This window comes from Ruegeria sp. CDSC085, from assembly GCF_059610465.1.
This window is the reverse complement of sequence record NZ_JBXWNR010000008.1, coordinates 191,679-209,420: the sequence shown is the minus strand read 5'-3', so window position 1 is coordinate 209,420 and position 17,742 is coordinate 191,679. Positions and strand designations below refer to the sequence as shown.

Here is a 17,742-nt window from a genome sequence, read left to right as displayed (position 1 = left end):
CTTGGCGGTTACGATGAGCCAGAAACCCTCTCTTATCAAATCAACCTAAACTGTCCCATTGGTGCTGACGTCAGACAAACGTACTACATACGTCTAAGGCTGAACCGTGTTCGCGAATTTCTGTGCAAAGACGCATCGGTTTACAGGATTGTGGATGTGGCCAACCGCAACGGCTTTTGGCACATGGGGCAATTCGCGCGTGACTACAGGCGTTTTTTTGGCGAGCTTCCATCTCAGACTCAGCTTGGCTTGAAAGGCAGATAGGGAACCATGGGATCTTAGGTAAGGGGTCTTTGTTTCGGACATACGACAAAGTTCCATGCATTGCCTTTAAACGAACGGTAGTTTTGTTCGCATATCCACAGTTTCAAAGTTCGGTTTTGAAGGTATGCTTTGGGCTGAGACCGGTCCTCAACAACCATTGAGCCTATGGCAACTTTGTCCGCATTGCGGTCGCTCGCGATATTCGGGCGAACGTCTGCACCGAGCCCAACGCGGACCAGTACCAAAATCCATAATTTTCTCGCACCGGCTATAGCTTCAAACGTCGGTCAATTTTACCATAGTAGCAGGCTTGCTTTTTGCGCCTCGAAACCTTTTGGCGTTGGAAAAAGCGAGTGCATCCTGGCAGCAAGTTCAATCTCGCCATCCAGCATCTTGCGGACTGTGTTTAACCAGTTATTGAAGGTTTCAGAGTCCCAATAATCCTGAACTGCAGCTTCGTTCCGGAACACTTCGTAGAAATAGAAACGATTTGGATTTGCCTCATCCACCATAATTTGAAACTGGAAAACTTCGGGTTCTTCACTGACAGCATTTTGCGCTTGAAAGATGCTGGCCTCCAAAAAGGACTGCCGATACTCAGGCTTTACGTTGATCACGAAGAACCCGCCAAACATTGCATCGTCCATATTGTCTCCCTCAGTGACCAAAAAGCGGCGAAAGTCGCAAAACACACCGGGCCTGAAGGATGGCGCAAACCTGCAGCAAGGCGATGTCCATGACCCTAAGCCGGTATCCTGTCCTCGTCTGCTTCACCCCATCCCAGCGCGCGCGAAAGTTCGTGTGCCATTGCGGTAAGTGTTTGGCCAATCTTTTCTCGCGCCGAAGGTGTAAACACCCGAAGAGACGCCGTAGCGCCGATTGAAAGCGTTGCGCCGACACCTGTCTTCGTCAGCGTTGTTGCGACAGAGCTGATCCCGCGCTCAAGCTCTTCCACACATTCGGCATACCCTTTGTCTCGAATGACATCGAGTTCCGCGGCTAGTTCCTCAGGGTCTGTAATCGTGCGATCTGTATACCGTTTAAGCTGCCCATCCAATCGGTCTTGAGACAGCAATTCAGGCGACACGGCGGCAATTGCCTTGGCGCAAGAGCACGCGTGCATGGGTCGTTTGCCCATGCCTGGATGAAGAAAAGACACGCCCGTCTGCGGTGTCTCCACATGAATAATCTCAACCCAATGGCCCCGTAGCCGAGACAAGAAAAACGCAGCGCCATAGTTATTCGCGGCGCCAGAAAGGACAGGCGCAATCACTTGCAAAAGAGCAGGATCAGAGTGATCGCTCAACGTGATACGCTTTAGCCTGGTCCCAATCGTGAACTCACCGCGGGTCGGTGATTCAAGGAGGCCGGACGAAACCAGGTCTTGAACCAGCCTGTAGGCCGTTGGTTTGGGTATATTGGACTGGGCACAGATATCCGCTACGGACGCACGTCCTTTTTGGCCGACGATTTCCAAAATCAGCGCTAACCGTTCGAGATGCATGTTTCTCACTTTGTGATAACTAAATTTTCGATATACGATACACCTTAGGGAATCAAGGGAGGAGCACACGATGGATGGACAATGCTGCGGGCCGGGCTTCAAGAGTCCGCAAGAAGCCATCAAAGCCCCCCGAGAAAAGCTGCTCTACACGATCGCCATCTACACCGGGACAGGGATCCAGAAACCTGATTACCTTGCTACAGTGGATGTCGATCCGGACAGCCCGACCTATTCTCAGGTAATCCATAGGCTGGAAATGCCGGGGATTGGGGACGAGCTTCACCACATGGGGTGGAACGCCTGTTCGTCCTGTCACGACGACGGCTCGATGTCCCGCAAATACCTGATCCTGCCGGGCGTACGCTCTAACAACCTTCACATCGTTGATACAGCCACGGACCCGCGTGCGCCGCGGTTGCATAAGGTCATCGACGGGGCCGAAATCAAGGCGAAGGCAGATTTATCGGGCCCGCATACGGTGCATTGTTTGGGCTCGGAAATCATCATTTCCTTCCTTGGAAATGCCAAGGGTGAAGCTCCTGGAGGCTATCTGCATCTCGACAAAGAGTTCAACATCGTTGGTCGCTGGGAAACCTCGATGGGCGATATCAAGTTTGGCTACGATTTCTGGTATCAACCGCGCCACAACGTGATGGTCAGTTCCGAATGGGCTGCGCCCAATACCTTCATGCCGGGCTTCGATCTGGAAGAAGTGGGTCATCTGAAATATGGGCGGGAGCTGCATTTTTGGGATTTCGAAAAGCGCGAACCGGTCGAAAGCTTCTATTTGGGTGAAGACGGGCTGTTGCCACTGGAAGTCAAGTTCCACCATGACCCCGACAGCACACATGGGTTCTGTGGCGCAGCTCTTTCGACCAATGTGATCCATTGGTGGCAAGACGACGCTAAAAAGTGGCGGTGGGAAAAGATCATCGACGTGGAAAACGAGATGCACCCTGAATGGCCGATTCCATTGCCGGGGGTTATGTCGGCGATCCTTATTTCGATGGACGACAACTACTTGTACCTGAACAATTGGCTGCATGGAGATATGCGCCAGTATGACATCACCGACCCGCATAATCCCAAGCTGACCGGCCAAGTGTTTATGGGGGGGCTTTTGGGTCAAGCTCCGATCGTTAACGGGGTCGAGGTCGCGGGTGGTCCGCAAATGTTCCAGCTCTCTCTTGACGGACGAAGGCTTTATGTCACGACCTCGCTGTTCTCGACTTGGGATAACCAGTTCTATCCCGAGATCCGCGAAAAGGGCGGGGTTATGGTGATGATCGATTGCGACCCTGAAAACGGTGGTATGAAGATCAACGAGGATTTCATTGTGGACTTTGGCAAAGAACCGAATGGTCCATCGCGCTGTCACGAGAGCCGGTATCCGGGCGGTGATTGCACAAGCGACATCTGGCTATGACTATGTATACCGTGACGATCGCGAACAGAGATGGCGCGCAATACTGTGTGGATGCGCGGCGTCCACTTCTTGAAACGCTGAGAGAACAGGGCGTCGACTTGCCTTTTGGGTGCAAGTATGGTGGCTGCATTACCTGCGCAGCAAAACTACAGGCTGGCGCGATCGATCAACGCCGACAGGTTGCGCTGAATAATCGGCAAATCGCGAACGGCTATGTGATCCTTTGCGTGGCACGTCCGACATCCGACATCACGCTTGAGATCGGGGTCGAGAGCCATGACAAGCTGTACCGCAATCCGTTTCTCGACCCACTCAAACCCCACGAACTCAAGGCTGACATTGCGACGCCGAAGGAAGGTTAACAGATGCCCGAAGCAGATATCGACCGCATCTTCGATTACGACCCCAAATACCTCGCCGACATCCTGCAGTCGGTTAAAACCATTGCAATGGTGGGGGCTAGCGCGGACAAAACGAAATTCAGCTATGGCGTTCTGCGACAGCTGAGTGAAATCGGCTATGATATTCTACCGGTGAATCCTAACCCGAATGTTTCGGAAATTAGAGGGCTAAAGGTCTACCACTCGCTGGAGGAGATCGACAAACATGTTGATATGGTGGATGTTTTTCGCCCGAAGGAAGAGTTTTATGCCTTTGCCGAGAAGGCTATCGCAATCGGGGCAAAAGTTCTTTGGGGTCAAATCGGTGTGTACGACGACAAAGCAGCGCAACTCGCCGAAGCGGCGGGCCTTAAAGTCGTGATGAACCGATGCCCCAAGATTGAACTCTTCCGCCCGTTTTGGAAGCCGCGCCTAGACCTAAAGATATGATGGAAATTCGATTGGTAGCGGCCTCCTCAGCATCCAATAAGGGTGCCAATTGAGATATTGTGCTTACGGAAGAGAAGACACGTAATCCTGCCCGCTTTTCGAAATCCGCGTACTCTAAACCCAAGAATGGCCGTTTTGTTTATATAACCAACGGCCACGTTGTCCGCGAACCAGATATTCAGGCTACGTCCCAGCGCCGCGCAGCGGCGAACGGCAGCTTTGTCCGCGTTGCGGTCATTCGCGATATTTCGACCAACGTCCGCATCGAGCCCTGAGTTGCCGTTCCCGGGTCATTTGATTGCTGCAACCGCACACGACCGGTTGGTCGTTAAGCTGCCGGTTCAAAGGAAATGTCAGTGTAGTCTGGCACGTACCAGGTAGGCTTCAATTGTGTCACCGCCGAGGGCGCGAATGGCCTCCAATCGGTGCAGTCCCTCGATCAGCACGAATCTCTTATTGTCGGCGCGTAATTGGATCGGGGTCGTCTGGCCGTTCTGCAATATATCTTCGGCAAGCGTCAGAACTTTATTCTGATCAAGTGTTTTTGCACGTTTTGCAGGTACGTAGATCAATTCGAGCGGGTACGGTCTTTTCTCCAGCATAAGCTACCTGTGCAACCTTCCGTGCATTTGGTCCGGTTTGGGTTTCCCTTTAAAAGCGCGCGCTGGTTCGTACATCAAAGTACCGAACGAACTGAGCTGCGCAGTTCCTGATGCATGATCCAAGTCGCCGGTTTATCGTCACTTTCGACATGAGAGAAGGCCACGATCTGTGCAGCACTACCATTCTGTCCCGATCCGGTTTCGGGAAGATCGAGTTCCAGATATTCCGCGATCAATAGCCCTGCTTTTTTGAAGACCTTGATGGATGTCTCGCGCGATTTATAACCGGCTGCCTGAGATAGTTGACCAATAGTCAGGCCTTCCTTTCCTGCGATTGAAAGTGCTCTCAGCATAGTAATCTGCGCTGGTGTAAACCTGACTTGACGCAAGGCTTCTGTGTATTCTCTTTCGCTGGGAACAAAAGTGCCAGACTTTCCTTCCAAACGGTGTTGATCGCGGCGTTTCTTATCGCGTTCGTCAAGAATTTCCTTCAACGCCTCGATAGCCATTGCCGGAGTTTCACCAACAGCGTCGGCAATCATGGTTTGTGTCTTGGCAGGTGGCTTGGGGAATGCCCGTGCAACGCTGTTGCCGCTCAGAATACCCGCTTTTATCAAGTACTTTCCGAACTCTTCTTCAATAACCCCAGATACGTCAGCAATTCGCGATTTTCGAACACTGCGGTCCTGAAATTCTCGCTGTTCCCTACCTAAAACTGATGTCTTTGCGTTCTGAAGACTGACTTGCGGGGCTCTATTGCGCATCAGAGAAACACCACCACAACCGCCGCTGCAACGAGCACCACCGACGCGATAAACAATTTGAGTCCGTAAGCTTGGCGGCGAACCTTTTCGGCTTTGAGCTTTTTGCCCAGATTTTCGTCAATCGAGTCTAGAGTCACAGTTTGATCCTTCCGGCTCTTACGTGGCGGCGATGACTTACAACAGTCTAATTTCGCGGCAAATTTTCAGCGCATGTATCGTTCTGGCGATTGAAGGGTTGATTACATTCCCATCCATCACCTCTTCGGTTCAAATGAGCGTTTGTTGGAACGATGTTTGCTGTGCATTTGTCTTGGGCTGTACGGAATCCACGCTCGCATTTCCATCCAGCATAGGTATCTGATGTGAGGTATGCGTGATCAGGAACGGCCACAGGTTCACAGCCACTTTCCGTAGATTTGAACCCTCTCAGGCAGACCCAACCATCTGCACCGCGCTTATCGGTTAGGCGACCATTCAGAGGGACTTCGATAGCAACACAGTTTCGGCCTTCTTTGCGAAATCCCCAATTGCAATGTGCTTCTTGCACACCAAATCGGGTATCAACGAACCCATTTTCCGGTGCAATCACTTCCTCACACTCTTCACCAATTCGTCGAAACAATCGATTGCAGGTCCACCGATCTCCTGTTGAAGCGAGGAAGGCATTTTCAGGAACTGCTATTTTCTCACAAATATCCCCGATACGCCGGAATCCATGATTGCATTCCCAGCCTCGACCATAGGAACTGCCTGTCAAATATGCGTTTTCAGGTACGTTGTCACTCTGGCACGATCCGTCCCTGAATTCGTAACCTTGGTCACAAACCAATCCGTCTGCATTGCCAGCCACTTGGGAGTTCGCAGCCGCTAGTTGAGCCGAAAGCTGCGTTCCAGAAAGCAACACGAACAATGTCAGGATCAAACACGAAGCATCGCGCATACGTTTGATTGAAGTCAGGTTAATGCGGTGTCTGTGGCCGGACCTATCGGGCATCAGGAACGCAGTTGATGAGCCATATATTATTCATGTATCGCCTTCTTTCATGTGTCGTTCGTCGTCTGACGAGTATCAGGAAACAATTGCGAACGTTTGCGGGTAACGAGCTCGTTCCGAACACCCTAGCGGAACCCGTCCTAAGCTGGGGCACATGCTACAGATATCATGAAGGCCATTGGATCATCGAAGTCGGCAGCATCGCGACGACGAATAAATTTCACCAATGCATTCTTGTGGTTCCTACCAGACATAGAGTCAAGGAAGTTTCCTTTGTCGCAAAGTTCACTTTGCAACAAACCGGGCGCAGATTGATGCCAAGGCTGCAAACGCGGCGAAAGTCAGTTTTCGTCCGCGTTGCGGACCTCCGCCGAATTTTGACGAACGTCCGCTGCTGACGAAAGCGGCCGTTAATGGTCGATGATCTGCGGTTAAGTCCGTGAAGGTCGGCTTACCGATGTAACCGGACCTTAATCCTAATGCGAGCAAGGTCCGAGTTGCGGGACTAAGTTAGCGCGGAGAAAATCACCTTGATTGGTCGACCGTGCCACGGCAATTCCCGCGGCGGTGCAGCACGACTTCCCGAAACCGGACATTCAAATCGTGAAAATGGCCAAAACTCAATCCGGCCGTTCGCTGCGCTTCTGTTCTATGTCTCACATGCGGACAAAGCGGACTTTCAATCGAAAAAAATGAAAGTCCGCTTATTGATTGTAGCGCATGCTTTAACTGAGGTGATGCACTTCTTGAAAGCCGTAGACCGGCGTCGGGATACCCTCCATCCGGGCCTTTATTTGAAGCGACAGGAACTGTGAATAATGCCGGGACTGATGCAGGTTTCCACCATGCATCCAAAGGTTTGGAACCTGTGTCGGCTTCCACATATTGCGTTGCTCGCCTTCCCAAGGCCCCGGGTCCTTGGTTGTGTCAGAGCCTAGACCCCAACATTTTCCAAGGCGATCTGCCATATCCTGGCCCATCAGGTCCGCGACCCAGCCGTTCATCGAATTATACCCGGTCGCATAGACCACCAGATCGGCATCCAGATGCGTTCCGTCATCAAGGATAACTCCGGTTTCATCAAGCGCAGTGACCTGACCGCGTTTCAGTTTGATCTCGCCATCAATGATCAACTGGCTGGCCCCGATATCGATGTAATAGCCCGATCCGCGACGCAGGTATTTCATGAACAGGCCGCTGTCATCATCGCCCCAATCCAGCCAGAATCCGGCCTTTTCAAGGCCGTCATAAAACTCTTTGTCCTGCTCTTTCATCGCGGCATAAGCCGGAATCTGGAATTCGTGCAGAATGCGATAGGGCAGCGACGCAAAAATCAGATCGGCTTTTTCGGTCGTCATGCCTGACTGCACCGCACGTTCAGAATAGAGATCGCCCAGTCCGATTTCCATGAGGGTGTCCGAGCGGACAATATGGGTTGAGGACCGCTGCACCATTGTCACGTCAGCATCGTTTTCCCAAAGCGCCGCGCAGATATCGTGGGCCGAGTTGTTGGACCCCACCACAACGACCTTCTTACCGGCCCATTTGTCGGGACCTTCATGTTCCGACGAATGCACCTGTTCGCCTTTGAAAACATCCATACCCGGAAAATCAGGCATGCGTTTCTTGCCGGACATCCCCGTCGCCATGATCAGATGTTTGGGCCGCAGCACAACTTCTTCGCCGTCCCGGTCCAAAGTGATGGTCCATTCGCCCTTGTCTTCATTGAACGTGGCGGATTTGGCCGTCGTGCGCGTCCAATAGTTCAGCTCCATCACCTTGGTGTACATCTCAAGCCAGTCACCGATCTTGTCCTTGGGCGAGAACACGGGCCAGTTTTCCGGGAACTTGATATAGGGCAGATGGTCGTACCAGACCGGGTCATGCAGGCAGAGGGATTTGTAGCGATTGCGCCAACTGTCGCCGGGCCGGTCATTCCGTTCAACGATGATCGTCGGAACACCCAGCTGACGCAGCCGCGCACCCATGGCGATCCCACCTTGACCACCGCCGATGATGACGCAGTAGGGCTGTGTTTTGTAGCCCAGTTCAGCCTCTTCCTGCGCCCGTTCTTCGGCCCATGTGGACCTGTGTTTGCCCGCACCATGCTTGGCCCCAAGTGGGCGGTTGAACCCTTTGGGCTCTTCATGACCTTTCAGCTCGACCATCGTGGTCAGCAAGGTCCATATCTTGCCATCCTTGAGGCGCAGCAACCCGTAGCCGCGTGCCAATCCGGTTTCGAACTCGATCCATGAGGTGGTTATTCCGCCGTCTTCGGTGGGCACCTCACCTTCGGATACTTTCCAACCGCTCGGTTTGGTTGTGACCAGCTGATGCGAAAGCATATCTGCCACCTGCGCCTTGCCTTCGACCGTTTTGATATTCCAGGTAAAGCTGACCAGATCGCGCCAATAGCAATCGTCTTGGAACATATCGCACGCGGCACTGATATCGCCTTTGGATAAAGCCGCACCGAAGTCATCCAGAAACCCCTGCACCTGATCCGAGAGTGTTGTGTCGAGCATGTGATCCTCCCTATCTCCACGGAGCAGAAGGCTGGCAAATCCGTGACCCTTCGGGCAAGCGGATTTGGTGAATCAACACTTGGTGCGGTCCAAAAACGCCATAGCTTGTTGCGCGCGCAACAAGGGCGCAACACGGGTACGTGTTCGTTTAAGCGGGCGGTTTAAGCCCGGCTTTTCGCATACGGCGCAGGATCGTCGATCGGTTCACACCAAGGCGCCTTGCCAGTTGGGACATGTTCCAATCGCAAGCACGCAAAAGTGTTTCCAGATCATCTGATTCCTGCTTTTGCGTAGGGGCGAGCGCCGGGGCGGGCAAATCCGTTAAGTCGATGATGTTGTCCCCACACAGGGCGACCGAACTTTGCAGTAGATGTTCCAGTTCACGAATATTTCCGCGCCACAACCGTGATTTCAAATCGGCGCGGGCAGCGGTCGACAGGCGAATATCATGGCTGGCAAACCGTCGGAGCAGACGATCAATTAGCCAATCCAAATCCGCCCGGTGGCGCAAAGGCGGCAGAGACAATGTGGCCCCCGCAATCCGGTGAAGCAGATCTTCACGCAGACCGCCCTGCAATCCTGCCGGGGGCTGCCGGCAGGAGGCGATGATCCTCAGATCAGCGCGCCGCTCAAGCACTGCCAAAAGAGAGGCCTGCGCAGGCTCGCTCAGGTCTTCAACGCCGCGCAGGAACAGTGTGCCAGGTTCGATAGCATGGCAGAAGCTGAATGTCGGAGTGTCGCAGCAGATCACGGTGTGGAAATCCCGTGTCGCGGGATCGGCCATATGTATCGCGCGCGCCAGCTTGGTTTTGCCTGTCCCGCTTTCACCGGTCAGTAAAAGCGGCAGATTTGTCGGCGCAAGACGGGCAGCCTTGTTCAAAAGTTGCTGAAGGCCCACATCCGGCCCCGCAAAGCTGCCAAGGGCACCAGGCAGAACCTGTTCGCGTTTGCGCAGGGCTGCCGTCATCTGCGGCGTCTGAGGCGCAACGGCATGACCATAGAGCGCGCGCCCATCCTTGAGGTGTAGAACGCGGTCTTCGGACGGTCTGCCGCGCATGAATTCGGGCATGTCATCAACACTGATTTCAAGCCAGTCCTGCAATTGCGACCCGATCAGGTGGCCCGAACCGTCCGGGTCCAGTGCACATCGGGCCCCCGAAGTCATACCGATGATCTTGCCGCCTCCGTCCACTGCAACCGCCGCTTCAGGATCGACCTCAAGAAATTCGGGGCTGGCAGAAAAGCGCAGGACCCAATCGCGCCGGGTCGATGCCATCAGGTTTGCCATCTCAACGCGACGGGCGGAATTGGTCACCAATGTCATGGCCAGATTCTGCGATGCCTTAGGCGAGGGTCCACGCAACAATGAAACATCCAGAACAGCCGCAAGTCCACCTTTGGTGTCAAAAATAGGTGCTGCCGTACAAGACAGCGGCGTATGCGTGATTGAAAAATGATCGCCCTGATGAATCGTAACCGGCTGACCTGTAACGATACACGACCCCACCCCGTTCGTTCCTGCCAACTCTTCCGTCCACTTGAATCCCAGATGGAGACCCGCAGTTCTGAGCTCGTCCTCGAAGTTCCGGTCGCCAAAGTAATCAACGCAGACGCCATCTGCATCCGCAAGCAGCAGGACGTAGTTCTGCCCTGCCACCTGCGCAAACAGGGATTGCAGCCCCGAACGCGCCGTTGCGATCAGACGTTCGGATTGTTCCAGATGTTCACGGAATTTGGTGTCCGGGAGGATGTGCGCTGGTTCCTGTCTTGAGGGATCCATTCCGTAGGTTTCAACACAGCGCTGCCAGCTATCCGCGACAAGTCGGTCTCGCCCTGTATCGAACCCGCTTAAGACACGGTCAATCTCTTTTGAGTGCTGGCGGTCCAACAGCTTCCCGTCCTACAAATCCTCCCTAAAAATAGCATGAGTATAGCTGCGCGCCTATGTTCAATATTCGACTGGCAAACGTTTGGCGCTTTGCCTCGTCAAGCTGACCTTCGTTAATCGCGCAGCATTGGATCCTTTCGGCTCGAAGCTGACGTTGGGTGAATTCCTCCCAATGTCCGCATTGCGGACAAAGCTGACATTCCGGACTACTGTATGTGGTCGTCTTTTTCCTGCAAAAACTGCCTGAGCGAACCTATTGATCGTTCGCCGTGAAGCAGAAAGCCGTGGCAGAACTCGCTTTTTTGGCGTGCGGTCTGTACGTAAGTAGTGGAAGCGGCTCCCAACGTTAGTCGGGAGCCGTGTTTATTGAATAGGGGGGGCTTTGGGAAATCAGGCGTGTCCACCACCGATCAAGCCGATACCAGAGGTCAGACCGAACCAAGCTTTCACCCGTAGACCAACCGCCTTGATGATACCCATGGCCTGAATCCCGTGGGCGACATGTGTTCCTTCCATTTCGCCTTCAAAATTGGTGGTGTAGGATTGGACGATGCAACCGCTACCTGGCACCAGAAGATCGCGGTGCTCTGGATGCACCAGATCGAGATGCACAACGATCTGACCCCGTTTCGCCTTTTCACTGGGTTCAATCAGGCGACCGCTGGGCGCAAGCTGACCGGAAGAAATCTGCTCCTGAATTCGGACGATCGTTGCCGGGAGAACAGTATTCCGCATCGAGATGTTGAAGTTGCTTTCGCACGCCACCTCTGCGGCCATTCCCTCGTACAGTTCGGTGCGAGAAACCTGCGAGAAACCAGCAACGATACGTCCTTTCTCTGCATCTTTCCGATCCGGTACAATCAGCATGGCTGGGCTCATTGCGGCTTGCGCTGCGCGCGAACCAACGTTCAGGGTGACTTGTTCAACTACACCGTCGACTGAGCTGAGAGTCAGAGTTTTTGACAGCTCCACTTGTGCCTGCTTCAACGATGCACGCGCTGATGCAAGTTGGGCGGGCAGAACAGCCGTTGCCTGAACTTGTGCCACACCAAGTTGCGTTTCAGCAGCCTCAACCTCTGCCTCTCTTGTACTCAAGGTTGCCTGGGCGCGTTCCAACTGGCTCACTTGAAATGCTGCAGAGCCCTTTGCTTGAAGTGCCTCGTGATCCATCAGCACCAGCTCAGCCTGTTCTCTTGCTGTAACTGCGGCATCCACCACGGCCTGAGCAGTTTGGACCTGCAATTCAGCTGCCAGTTTCGCGCTTTCTATCTCCTCAACTTTACGGGTTGCAAAATCTACTGCAGCTTGTTCCGACGCATTCTCGACTGCAAACAGCGGATCGCCCGGTTCTACACGATCACCGCCCTTTACGTAGATATCTGTTACTGTTCCACCGTTCTCAGCAACGACCGGAACAGTTCTGAATGGCACAAGACCTGTGTAAGATTTTGGGTAGTAGTAGAACACGGCAAAGAAGACGATCAGCGCTAGTACGAACCACATGAAGAGCGCTCGGTGAACGTTGTATAGGGTGACTGGAATCCCGCGCCATTTTAGGTAGATCACCCGCAGGACAAACGGAAAAGATGTGACGAGCAGTTCAATCATTTTACCAGCTCCTCTTTTGAAGGCCGCCACCACAACATGAAGTCGCGGGCGATTGCAGTCAGGATCAGCGCGCCTGGCAGCAGAATGCTGAAGTGGCTGAGCGCGGGCATCAATTCGTACGCCAAGGCTATGGTAAGCATCACCGGAATAGTTGTGCGCAGCGGAGTGCCGATTGATTTGCGCTCGGTATAGCGTTCAAAGCGGGCATAGAGGTGTACGACCAGTAGGATCGCAAGGAAGAGGACAATCAGGCCGACCCAAGCATAGGTGTCGGTCTGATTGGGCGCGACCCACCATCTGGGGTCGCCGCCAGCGGCGAAGGCCGGAGTTGAGATGATGCCAAGCACAGGCGCCATCAGGAACGCGGGTGGTTTCATGTTTCAGGTCCTTGATTTACGCAGTCACGCGGTGCGTGAAGATTTTCGGTGTCTTGAGAACGTCAGTTCTCGGTGGGTTGTTGTGCGGGTTCTGATGGCTTTTCCTGCGGGGCGTAGGGTGGATCCCAACGACGCCCGTTCGGTGTTTCCTCGCCAAGCGCCAATGAGTGCAGACCGTGGATGTTCCCCCCGGACCACTCTTGTTTGGCGGAGTTTTGGATTGCCTTCAGTACGCGGTAGTACCTTGCGAAGTAGATCATGGTCGTTTCCTTTCTGATGACCCGGACCTAACCGTCATCGCATCCGCGATCCTGAGGGTTCTGGACATTTGTTATTGGCTTCTGGACAATTGCAGTGACTGCAGGGGGTTGCGTGCGAGTCAGGGGAGGACGCAAAAGTGCCACGCATCAGCGCTTATAGACTGCAAAATGTAGGGCTGCGTTATTCGCAAGAGCCCGGCGCGCGGGTTCCGTTTCCTGAAGTCCTGGAAATGGCGGGGGCACCCTCTGATATCGTCGACAGCCCCGACGCCACTGTCGAGCTGCTACATGAAGCAGGCGCTGTGGAAACCGCGTGTCACATTTTGGAAGACAAGACCTTCGCCGCACGGGTCGGGCTTTCGGCACAAGGTCCCGGAACACTTTTGGCCTACATCGTGCGGGCAGCCCAAACGGTGGAAGACGCGCTGGTATTGACGCAGCGCTTTTATGCAATGCAAGACCCTGACTTGCGTCTTGACGTGGTCGGGGTGCCCGACGAGCCAAAGATAACTCTGGAGAGCAGCGTTATCCCGGCGCATCAATATCCTCGCCACCGTGAAATGCTGATATTCGGTCTTTATAAGCGAGTTCAACAAATCACCTCTGGCGGGCTTGCAGCAATCTCTATCGAGTTGGAAACGGACGATGCCGAGCACTGCCGGCTGCTGGCCGAATTGGCCGGATGTGAAGTCTTAGGCTTCAAGTCCGGATACGCCTTGGCTTTGCCCCCAAACGGCATGAGCTTTCGGATACCAACGGCAGACCCCACCTTATTGGGGCATTTACGTAGGCACGGGGAAGAACAACTGAAGGCGCAGCCTGGTGCAGTCCGTAGTCTGTCCGACCGCATTGTGGACATGCTCGGGGAGCGTCTTCCCGGACCGATACCAAACGGCGACGATATAGCCGAAGAGCTTGGACTGACGCGGCGCACTATGACCCGGCACCTTTCGGCCGAAGGAACAAGCTTTAAAGCACTTTTAGAGGGGGTGTTGTGCGACCTGTCCAAACGGATGCTTCGTAGTGGTGAGGGTGTTGCCCGCGTTGCCTTCATGCTTGGATTTGCGGATCAGGCGGCTTTTTCAGTGGCATTCAAGCGATGGACAGGTGAAACGCCAGCCAGGTTTCGTAAAGCTGGCCGCTAAGTCTACTGACCGCTGCAGCGCGCGGGGCCGTAAGATGTCCAAGATCCACAAAACCTTGTCCTGTCCCCAAAAGAAAGCAGGCCATGGGGTCACCTAGTTCAATGGCACACAGCAGCCGCGGTGGTTGCTGACCCAGAACAAGGATGAACCCTATGAAAACCTCGAAGAAATTCTTTATCGCCCCGATCTCAGGCGCACTTCTGATCACCATGGCTGCTACAGCCCATGCTGACTACGTCACCGACAAAGCGATCAAAGGAGCGGTTGTCGGTGCCACTGTCGCCGGTATCGCTGGCGAAAGCATCGTAGGTGGCGCGGCCGCCGGCGCTGCGGTTGGTGCCGTGGGCGGTGCGATCCAGAAGGACAATTTCGAAGACGCGCAGGACGAAGCTCAAGAGCGTCGCGACGACTTCAAAGAAGAGCATAAAGACTGGAACGACTAAAGCTCGAACGCCAACGAAACAGAAATAGGAGAAACACAGCCGAATAAACTTGACCGGTCAGCCTGCCTGCTAGCATCCAGACGCAGTTTGACTGACCATCCCGCACAGAACTCGCACAGTTTCTGATAGGTTGCCATCCGGCTCACAAACGAGCCGGGTGGCAACTTTGTTTGGGGCGCTTGAACACCAGCCGTGCCCTGACTCCGCGTTTCAAATTCCGCTTCCTTTCTTGCCCTTCTCGACTTGGGTTTTGTCCAAAATCCAAAAACAACCGTCCAGAACCCAAACGAACTGAAACGCCCTCCGCCCCAAATCCTGCTCATCTGAATAACATCGACGAGCTGGCAACCGAAGCAACCCTGGCGACTGCCGCTCTTTGTAATCCGACGCCAAAGGAAACGGCAATGAACCTACTAGCAAACTTTGACGCAGAGACCCTGGCACGCATCCAGTTTGCCTTTACTGTGTCGTTCCACATCATCTTCCCGGCCTTTTCCATCGGCCTGGCAAGCTTCCTGGCCGTCCTCAATGGCCTTTGGCTTTGGTGCAAGGACAAGGCTTACCTCAATCTCTTCAACTATTGGAAAAAGATATTCGCTGTCGGCTTCGCGATGGGTGTCGTGTCCGGCATCGTGATGTCTTACCAATTTGGCACGAATTGGAGCACATTCTCGGATACCGCCGGGCCTGTGATCGGGCCCTTGATGGCCTACGAGGTGATGACGGCCTTCTTCCTTGAGGCAGGCTTCCTAGGCATCATGCTTTTCGGTCGCGAACGCGTGGGTCCCGGCTTGCACATGATGGCCACGGCGATGGTTGCCCTTGGCACGCTGATATCGGCCACGTGGATTCTTTCGGTCAATTCTTGGATGCAAACCCCGGCTGGGTTCGACATCAACGAACTGGGGCAGTTTATTCCCGTTGACTGGTGGTCGATTGTCTTCAATCCGTCCTTCCCCTACCGCCTGACACACATGGTTCTTGCCGCTTACCTCACCACTGCTTTCGTGGTGGCCGGGGTTGCGGCCTGGCACTTGTTACGCCGCAATCGCACGGCTGAGGTCACCCGAATGTTCTCGATGGCAATGTGGATGGCCGTTCTGGTCACCCCTCTGCAGATCGTCGCGGGCGACCTTCATGGTTTGAACACGCTGGAGCATCAACCGCAGAAAGTGATGGCGATGGAAGGTCACTTTGACAGCCACCCCGAAGGTGCACCGTTAATCCTGTTCGGCATTCCAAACGAAGATGAAAAGCTCGTGGACTATGCCATCGAAATCCCGAAACTATCCTCGCTGATCCTGAAGCATGACCCCAACGCACCGCTTGACGGGCTGGACACTATCCCCGACGACGAAGAACCCCCGGTCGCGATTGTTTTCTACAGCTTCCGCATCATGCTCTCAATCGGCTTTACAATGCTGGGCGTCGGTTTGTGGTCGCTTGTTCAGCGTGTTCGGGGCCGCCTCAACGAAGATCGCTGGTTGCACCGGGCATCGGTCCTTTTGGCGCCCAGCGGATTTGTGGCGGTGCTGGCCGGTTGGATCACCACCGAAGTGGGGCGCCAACCTTACACGGTGTACGGGCTGATGCGGACATCGGACTCCCTTTCCCAAGTGGGTGCGCCTGCAGTTGCGGCGTCTCTGATTGCCTTCATCGTCGTGTATTTCGCGGTATTCGGAGCGGGAACGTTCTACATGCTGCGTTTCATGGGAAAACCGCCTGTCGAAGATTTCCAGCAAAGTCGCAATCCCATTGGAATCTCTAACTTGGCGGAAGTAGCATAATGCTTGAACTCTCGACAATCTGGGCAAGCATCATTGCCTTTGCCGTTCTGACTTATGTGATCCTGGACGGTTTCGATCTTGGAATTGGAATCCTCTTTCCATTCGCGAAAACCGACAAAGATCGCGATGTCATGATGAACTCGGTCACGCCTGTATGGGACGGGAACGAGACCTGGCTGGTCATGGGGGGCGGAGGTTTGTTCGCTGTTTTCCCGCTGGCCTATTCTGTGGTGATGCCTGCGATCTATATTCCCGTCATCATCATGCTTCTTGCGCTTGTCTTTCGCGGTGTTGCCTTCGAATACCGATGGCGAACGGTACGCGGGCGCTGGCTTTGGGATATAGCGTTTCACGGTGGTTCAACCGTGGCTGCCTTCTGCCAAGGTATCACGCTTGGCGCGCTGGTCCAGGGCATCCCGGTCGAAGATCGGCTGTACGCAGGTGCACAGTGGGATTGGCTGACGCCGTTCTCAGTCCTAACGGGTGTGGCTTTGGTGATCGGGTATGCCTTGCTGGGCGCGACCTGGCTCAATATGAAAACAACGGGTGGAATACAGCACCAGATGCGTTCCTATGCACGTCCACTGATGCTCATAACGCTCGGGTTGATTGGCCTCGTCAGTCTTTTGACCCCGTTCCAGGATCCGATCTATCTGATCAGATGGTTTTCGTGGCCCGGTGTCGTTTTCTCTGTGTGTGTGCCGGCTGTTGTTGCTCTCATTGCTTGGATGCTTCATCGCGGCCTGAAGACACAGCGCGACTATCAGCCTTTCTTCTGCGCCATTGCCTTGTTCGTCTCGTGCTTCATTGGCATCGGGATCAGTTTCTACCCCTATATGCTACCCCCAAGCCTCACGATTGCCGAAGCCGCAGCGCCGGGCAGCAGTTTGGCCTTTGCTCTGGTCGGAGCCGTCATTCTGCTGCCTGTGATCCTGGCCTACACCGCCTACACCTACTGGGTTTTCCGCGGAAAGATCGATCCAGAGGAGAGCTTCCATTGAAACTGCTAAAGCAAGTTTTCTGGTTCAGCGCAATCTGGTTCGGCAGCGTCTTGTGCTTAGCCACTGTCGCTTACGTAATCAGGTTGTTCATCACTTGAAATAGCAAGGATACCAATGCTTGCGCCTCGGTATGTGCAGTTCGCGCAAACATTAGTCCAAGCGCCGAAAGATACTCCGTTCCAGCTTACCAGATTCCCAATAACACGCGGCTTGCTGGGTCGTTTCATATTTAACAATTCAAAGGGGCTGTGATGTTCTCTCGTCCAGAATCAATGTCGTTGCAGTGGGATCAGACCGATTCGGCTTTGCCCACTCCACCTAAGC

Annotated in this window: 19 protein-coding genes; 9 read left to right on the top strand and 10 right to left on the bottom strand. The window is 54.1% G+C overall.

Annotation, left to right across the window (positions count from 1 at the left end; translation table 11 throughout):
* On the top strand, positions 1-264 hold a 264-nt coding region (locus AC2FJB_RS13780), incomplete at its 5' end, for a helix-turn-helix domain-containing protein (protein ID WP_496718679.1).
* 293 nt (positions 265-557) lie between these two features.
* Here the strand turns inward: AC2FJB_RS13780 and AC2FJB_RS13775 are convergent.
* Together AC2FJB_RS13775 and AC2FJB_RS13770 are read right to left on the bottom strand one after the other, a co-directional pair.
* Positions 558-899, bottom strand: a complete 342-nt coding sequence (locus AC2FJB_RS13775) for a putative quinol monooxygenase (protein ID WP_496718680.1) — start codon at positions 897-899, stop codon at positions 558-560.
* 107 nt (positions 900-1,006) lie between these two features.
* Complete coding sequence (locus tag AC2FJB_RS13770) at positions 1,007-1,768, bottom strand: IclR family transcriptional regulator (RefSeq protein WP_496818496.1); 762 nt, start codon at positions 1,766-1,768, stop codon at positions 1,007-1,009.
* 70 nt (positions 1,769-1,838) lie between these two features.
* Between AC2FJB_RS13770 and AC2FJB_RS13765 the strand changes: the two genes are divergently transcribed.
* Genes AC2FJB_RS13765 through AC2FJB_RS13755 form a run of 3 tightly spaced genes read left to right on the top strand, consistent with a single transcriptional unit; the run spans position 1,839 to position 4,024 of the window.
* Positions 1,839-3,194 carry a selenium-binding family protein gene (locus tag AC2FJB_RS13765; RefSeq protein WP_496718682.1) on the top strand — a complete coding sequence of 452 codons (1,356 nt, stop codon included), beginning with the start codon at positions 1,839-1,841 and terminating at the stop codon, positions 3,192-3,194.
* Positions 3,191-3,556 carry a 2Fe-2S iron-sulfur cluster-binding protein gene (locus AC2FJB_RS13760; RefSeq protein WP_170774103.1) on the top strand — a complete coding sequence of 122 codons (366 nt, stop codon included), beginning with the start codon at positions 3,191-3,193 and terminating at the stop codon, positions 3,554-3,556. Before AC2FJB_RS13765 ends, AC2FJB_RS13760 begins: the two co-directional genes overlap by 4 nt.
* Positions 3,557-3,559: 3 nt before the next feature.
* Entirely contained in the window at positions 3,560-4,024 is a 465-nt protein-coding gene (locus tag AC2FJB_RS13755) for a CoA-binding protein (RefSeq protein ID WP_299895627.1), read from the top strand.
* Between the two features lie 353 nt (positions 4,025-4,377).
* Here the strand turns inward: AC2FJB_RS13755 and AC2FJB_RS13750 are convergent, their stop codons facing one another.
* From AC2FJB_RS13750 to AC2FJB_RS13715, 8 genes are all read right to left on the bottom strand, one after another.
* Positions 4,378-4,626 carry a ParB N-terminal domain-containing protein gene (locus AC2FJB_RS13750; RefSeq protein ID WP_496683172.1) on the bottom strand — a complete coding sequence of 83 codons (249 nt, stop codon included), beginning with the start codon at positions 4,624-4,626 and terminating at the stop codon, positions 4,378-4,380.
* Between the two features lie 74 nt (positions 4,627-4,700).
* Positions 4,701-5,390 (bottom strand): hypothetical protein, encoded by a 690-nt coding sequence (locus AC2FJB_RS13745; protein WP_496683170.1) that lies wholly within the window; start codon positions 5,388-5,390, stop codon positions 4,701-4,703.
* Positions 5,390-5,527, bottom strand: a complete 138-nt coding sequence (locus AC2FJB_RS13740) for a hypothetical protein (RefSeq protein ID WP_299895621.1) — start codon at positions 5,525-5,527, stop codon at positions 5,390-5,392. Before AC2FJB_RS13740 ends, AC2FJB_RS13745 begins: the two co-directional genes overlap by 1 nt.
* 1,582 nt (positions 5,528-7,109) lie before the next feature.
* The gene (locus AC2FJB_RS13735) at positions 7,110-8,909 is read right to left on the bottom strand and encodes an NAD(P)-binding domain-containing protein (RefSeq protein ID WP_496718685.1); all 1,800 of its coding nucleotides are present in this window, start codon (positions 8,907-8,909) and stop codon (positions 7,110-7,112) included.
* A 148-nt stretch (positions 8,910-9,057) separates the two neighbouring features.
* Positions 9,058-10,797, bottom strand: coding sequence for a sigma-54-dependent Fis family transcriptional regulator (locus tag AC2FJB_RS13730; protein WP_496718686.1), 1,740 nt, complete (start codon positions 10,795-10,797; stop codon positions 9,058-9,060).
* 390 nt (positions 10,798-11,187) lie between these two features.
* Complete coding sequence (locus AC2FJB_RS13725; protein ID WP_496718687.1) at positions 11,188-12,405, bottom strand: HlyD family secretion protein; 1,218 nt, start codon at positions 12,403-12,405, stop codon at positions 11,188-11,190.
* Entirely contained in the window at positions 12,402-12,782 is a 381-nt protein-coding gene (locus AC2FJB_RS13720; protein ID WP_496718688.1) for a hypothetical protein, read from the bottom strand. The genes AC2FJB_RS13725 and AC2FJB_RS13720 overlap by 4 nt, the downstream gene beginning before the upstream one ends.
* Positions 12,783-12,844: 62 nt before the next feature.
* Positions 12,845-13,042, bottom strand: a complete 198-nt coding sequence (locus AC2FJB_RS13715) for a hypothetical protein (RefSeq protein ID WP_496718689.1) — start codon at positions 13,040-13,042, stop codon at positions 12,845-12,847.
* A gap of 137 nt (positions 13,043-13,179) precedes the next feature.
* On the opposite strand from AC2FJB_RS13715, the gene AC2FJB_RS13710 reads away from it, so the two are divergent.
* The 5 genes from AC2FJB_RS13710 to AC2FJB_RS13690 all read left to right on the top strand — a co-directional run bounded on the left by AC2FJB_RS13710 (position 13,180) and on the right by AC2FJB_RS13690 (position 17,516).
* Positions 13,180-14,187 carry a helix-turn-helix domain-containing protein gene (locus AC2FJB_RS13710; protein WP_496718690.1) on the top strand — a complete coding sequence of 336 codons (1,008 nt, stop codon included), beginning with the start codon at positions 13,180-13,182 and terminating at the stop codon, positions 14,185-14,187.
* A 152-nt stretch (positions 14,188-14,339) separates the two neighbouring features.
* On the top strand, positions 14,340-14,630 hold the full coding sequence (locus AC2FJB_RS13705; protein WP_496718691.1) for a hypothetical protein: 291 nt from the start codon (positions 14,340-14,342) through the stop codon (positions 14,628-14,630).
* 404 nt (positions 14,631-15,034) lie between these two features.
* A complete protein-coding gene (locus tag AC2FJB_RS13700) occupies positions 15,035-16,417 on the top strand; it encodes a cytochrome ubiquinol oxidase subunit I (protein WP_496718692.1) in 1,383 nt (460 codons plus the stop codon).
* A complete protein-coding gene (gene cydB / locus AC2FJB_RS13695) occupies positions 16,417-17,418 on the top strand; it encodes a cytochrome d ubiquinol oxidase subunit II (protein ID WP_496718693.1) in 1,002 nt (333 codons plus the stop codon). Before AC2FJB_RS13700 ends, cydB begins: the two co-directional genes overlap by 1 nt.
* Complete coding sequence (locus AC2FJB_RS13690; protein ID WP_496718694.1) at positions 17,415-17,516, top strand: DUF2474 family protein; 102 nt, start codon at positions 17,415-17,417, stop codon at positions 17,514-17,516. Before cydB ends, AC2FJB_RS13690 begins: the two co-directional genes overlap by 4 nt.
* The last annotated feature ends 226 nt before the right edge of the window (positions 17,517-17,742 follow it).

Bases quoted from the DNA above. Each gene is read 5' to 3' on its own strand.
- AC2FJB_RS13735 (WP_496718685.1), bottom strand. From the start codon at position 8,909: ATGCTCGACACAACACTCTCGGATCAGGTGCAGGGGTTTCTGGATGAC.
- AC2FJB_RS13760 (WP_170774103.1), top strand. From the start codon at position 3,191: ATGACTATGTATACCGTGACGATCGCGAACAGAGATGGCGCGCAATAC.
- AC2FJB_RS13700 (WP_496718692.1), top strand. From the start codon at position 15,035: ATGAACCTACTAGCAAACTTTGACGCAGAGACCCTGGCACGCATCCAG.
- AC2FJB_RS13720 (WP_496718688.1), bottom strand. From the start codon at position 12,782: ATGAAACCACCCGCGTTCCTGATGGCGCCTGTGCTTGGCATCATCTCA.
- AC2FJB_RS13750 (WP_496683172.1), bottom strand. From the start codon at position 4,626: ATGCTGGAGAAAAGACCGTACCCGCTCGAATTGATCTACGTACCTGCA.
- AC2FJB_RS13755 (WP_299895627.1), top strand. From the start codon at position 3,560: ATGCCCGAAGCAGATATCGACCGCATCTTCGATTACGACCCCAAATAC.
- AC2FJB_RS13725 (WP_496718687.1), bottom strand. From the start codon at position 12,405: ATGATTGAACTGCTCGTCACATCTTTTCCGTTTGTCCTGCGGGTGATC.
- cydB (WP_496718693.1), top strand. From the start codon at position 16,417: ATGCTTGAACTCTCGACAATCTGGGCAAGCATCATTGCCTTTGCCGTT.
- AC2FJB_RS13765 (WP_496718682.1), top strand. From the start codon at position 1,839: ATGGATGGACAATGCTGCGGGCCGGGCTTCAAGAGTCCGCAAGAAGCC.
- AC2FJB_RS13745 (WP_496683170.1), bottom strand. From the start codon at position 5,390: ATGCGCAATAGAGCCCCGCAAGTCAGTCTTCAGAACGCAAAGACATCA.
- AC2FJB_RS13770 (WP_496818496.1), bottom strand. From the start codon at position 1,768: ATGCATCTCGAACGGTTAGCGCTGATTTTGGAAATCGTCGGCCAAAAA.
- AC2FJB_RS13705 (WP_496718691.1), top strand. From the start codon at position 14,340: ATGAAAACCTCGAAGAAATTCTTTATCGCCCCGATCTCAGGCGCACTT.
- AC2FJB_RS13775 (WP_496718680.1), bottom strand. From the start codon at position 899: ATGTTTGGCGGGTTCTTCGTGATCAACGTAAAGCCTGAGTATCGGCAG.
- AC2FJB_RS13715 (WP_496718689.1), bottom strand. From the start codon at position 13,042: ATGATCTACTTCGCAAGGTACTACCGCGTACTGAAGGCAATCCAAAAC.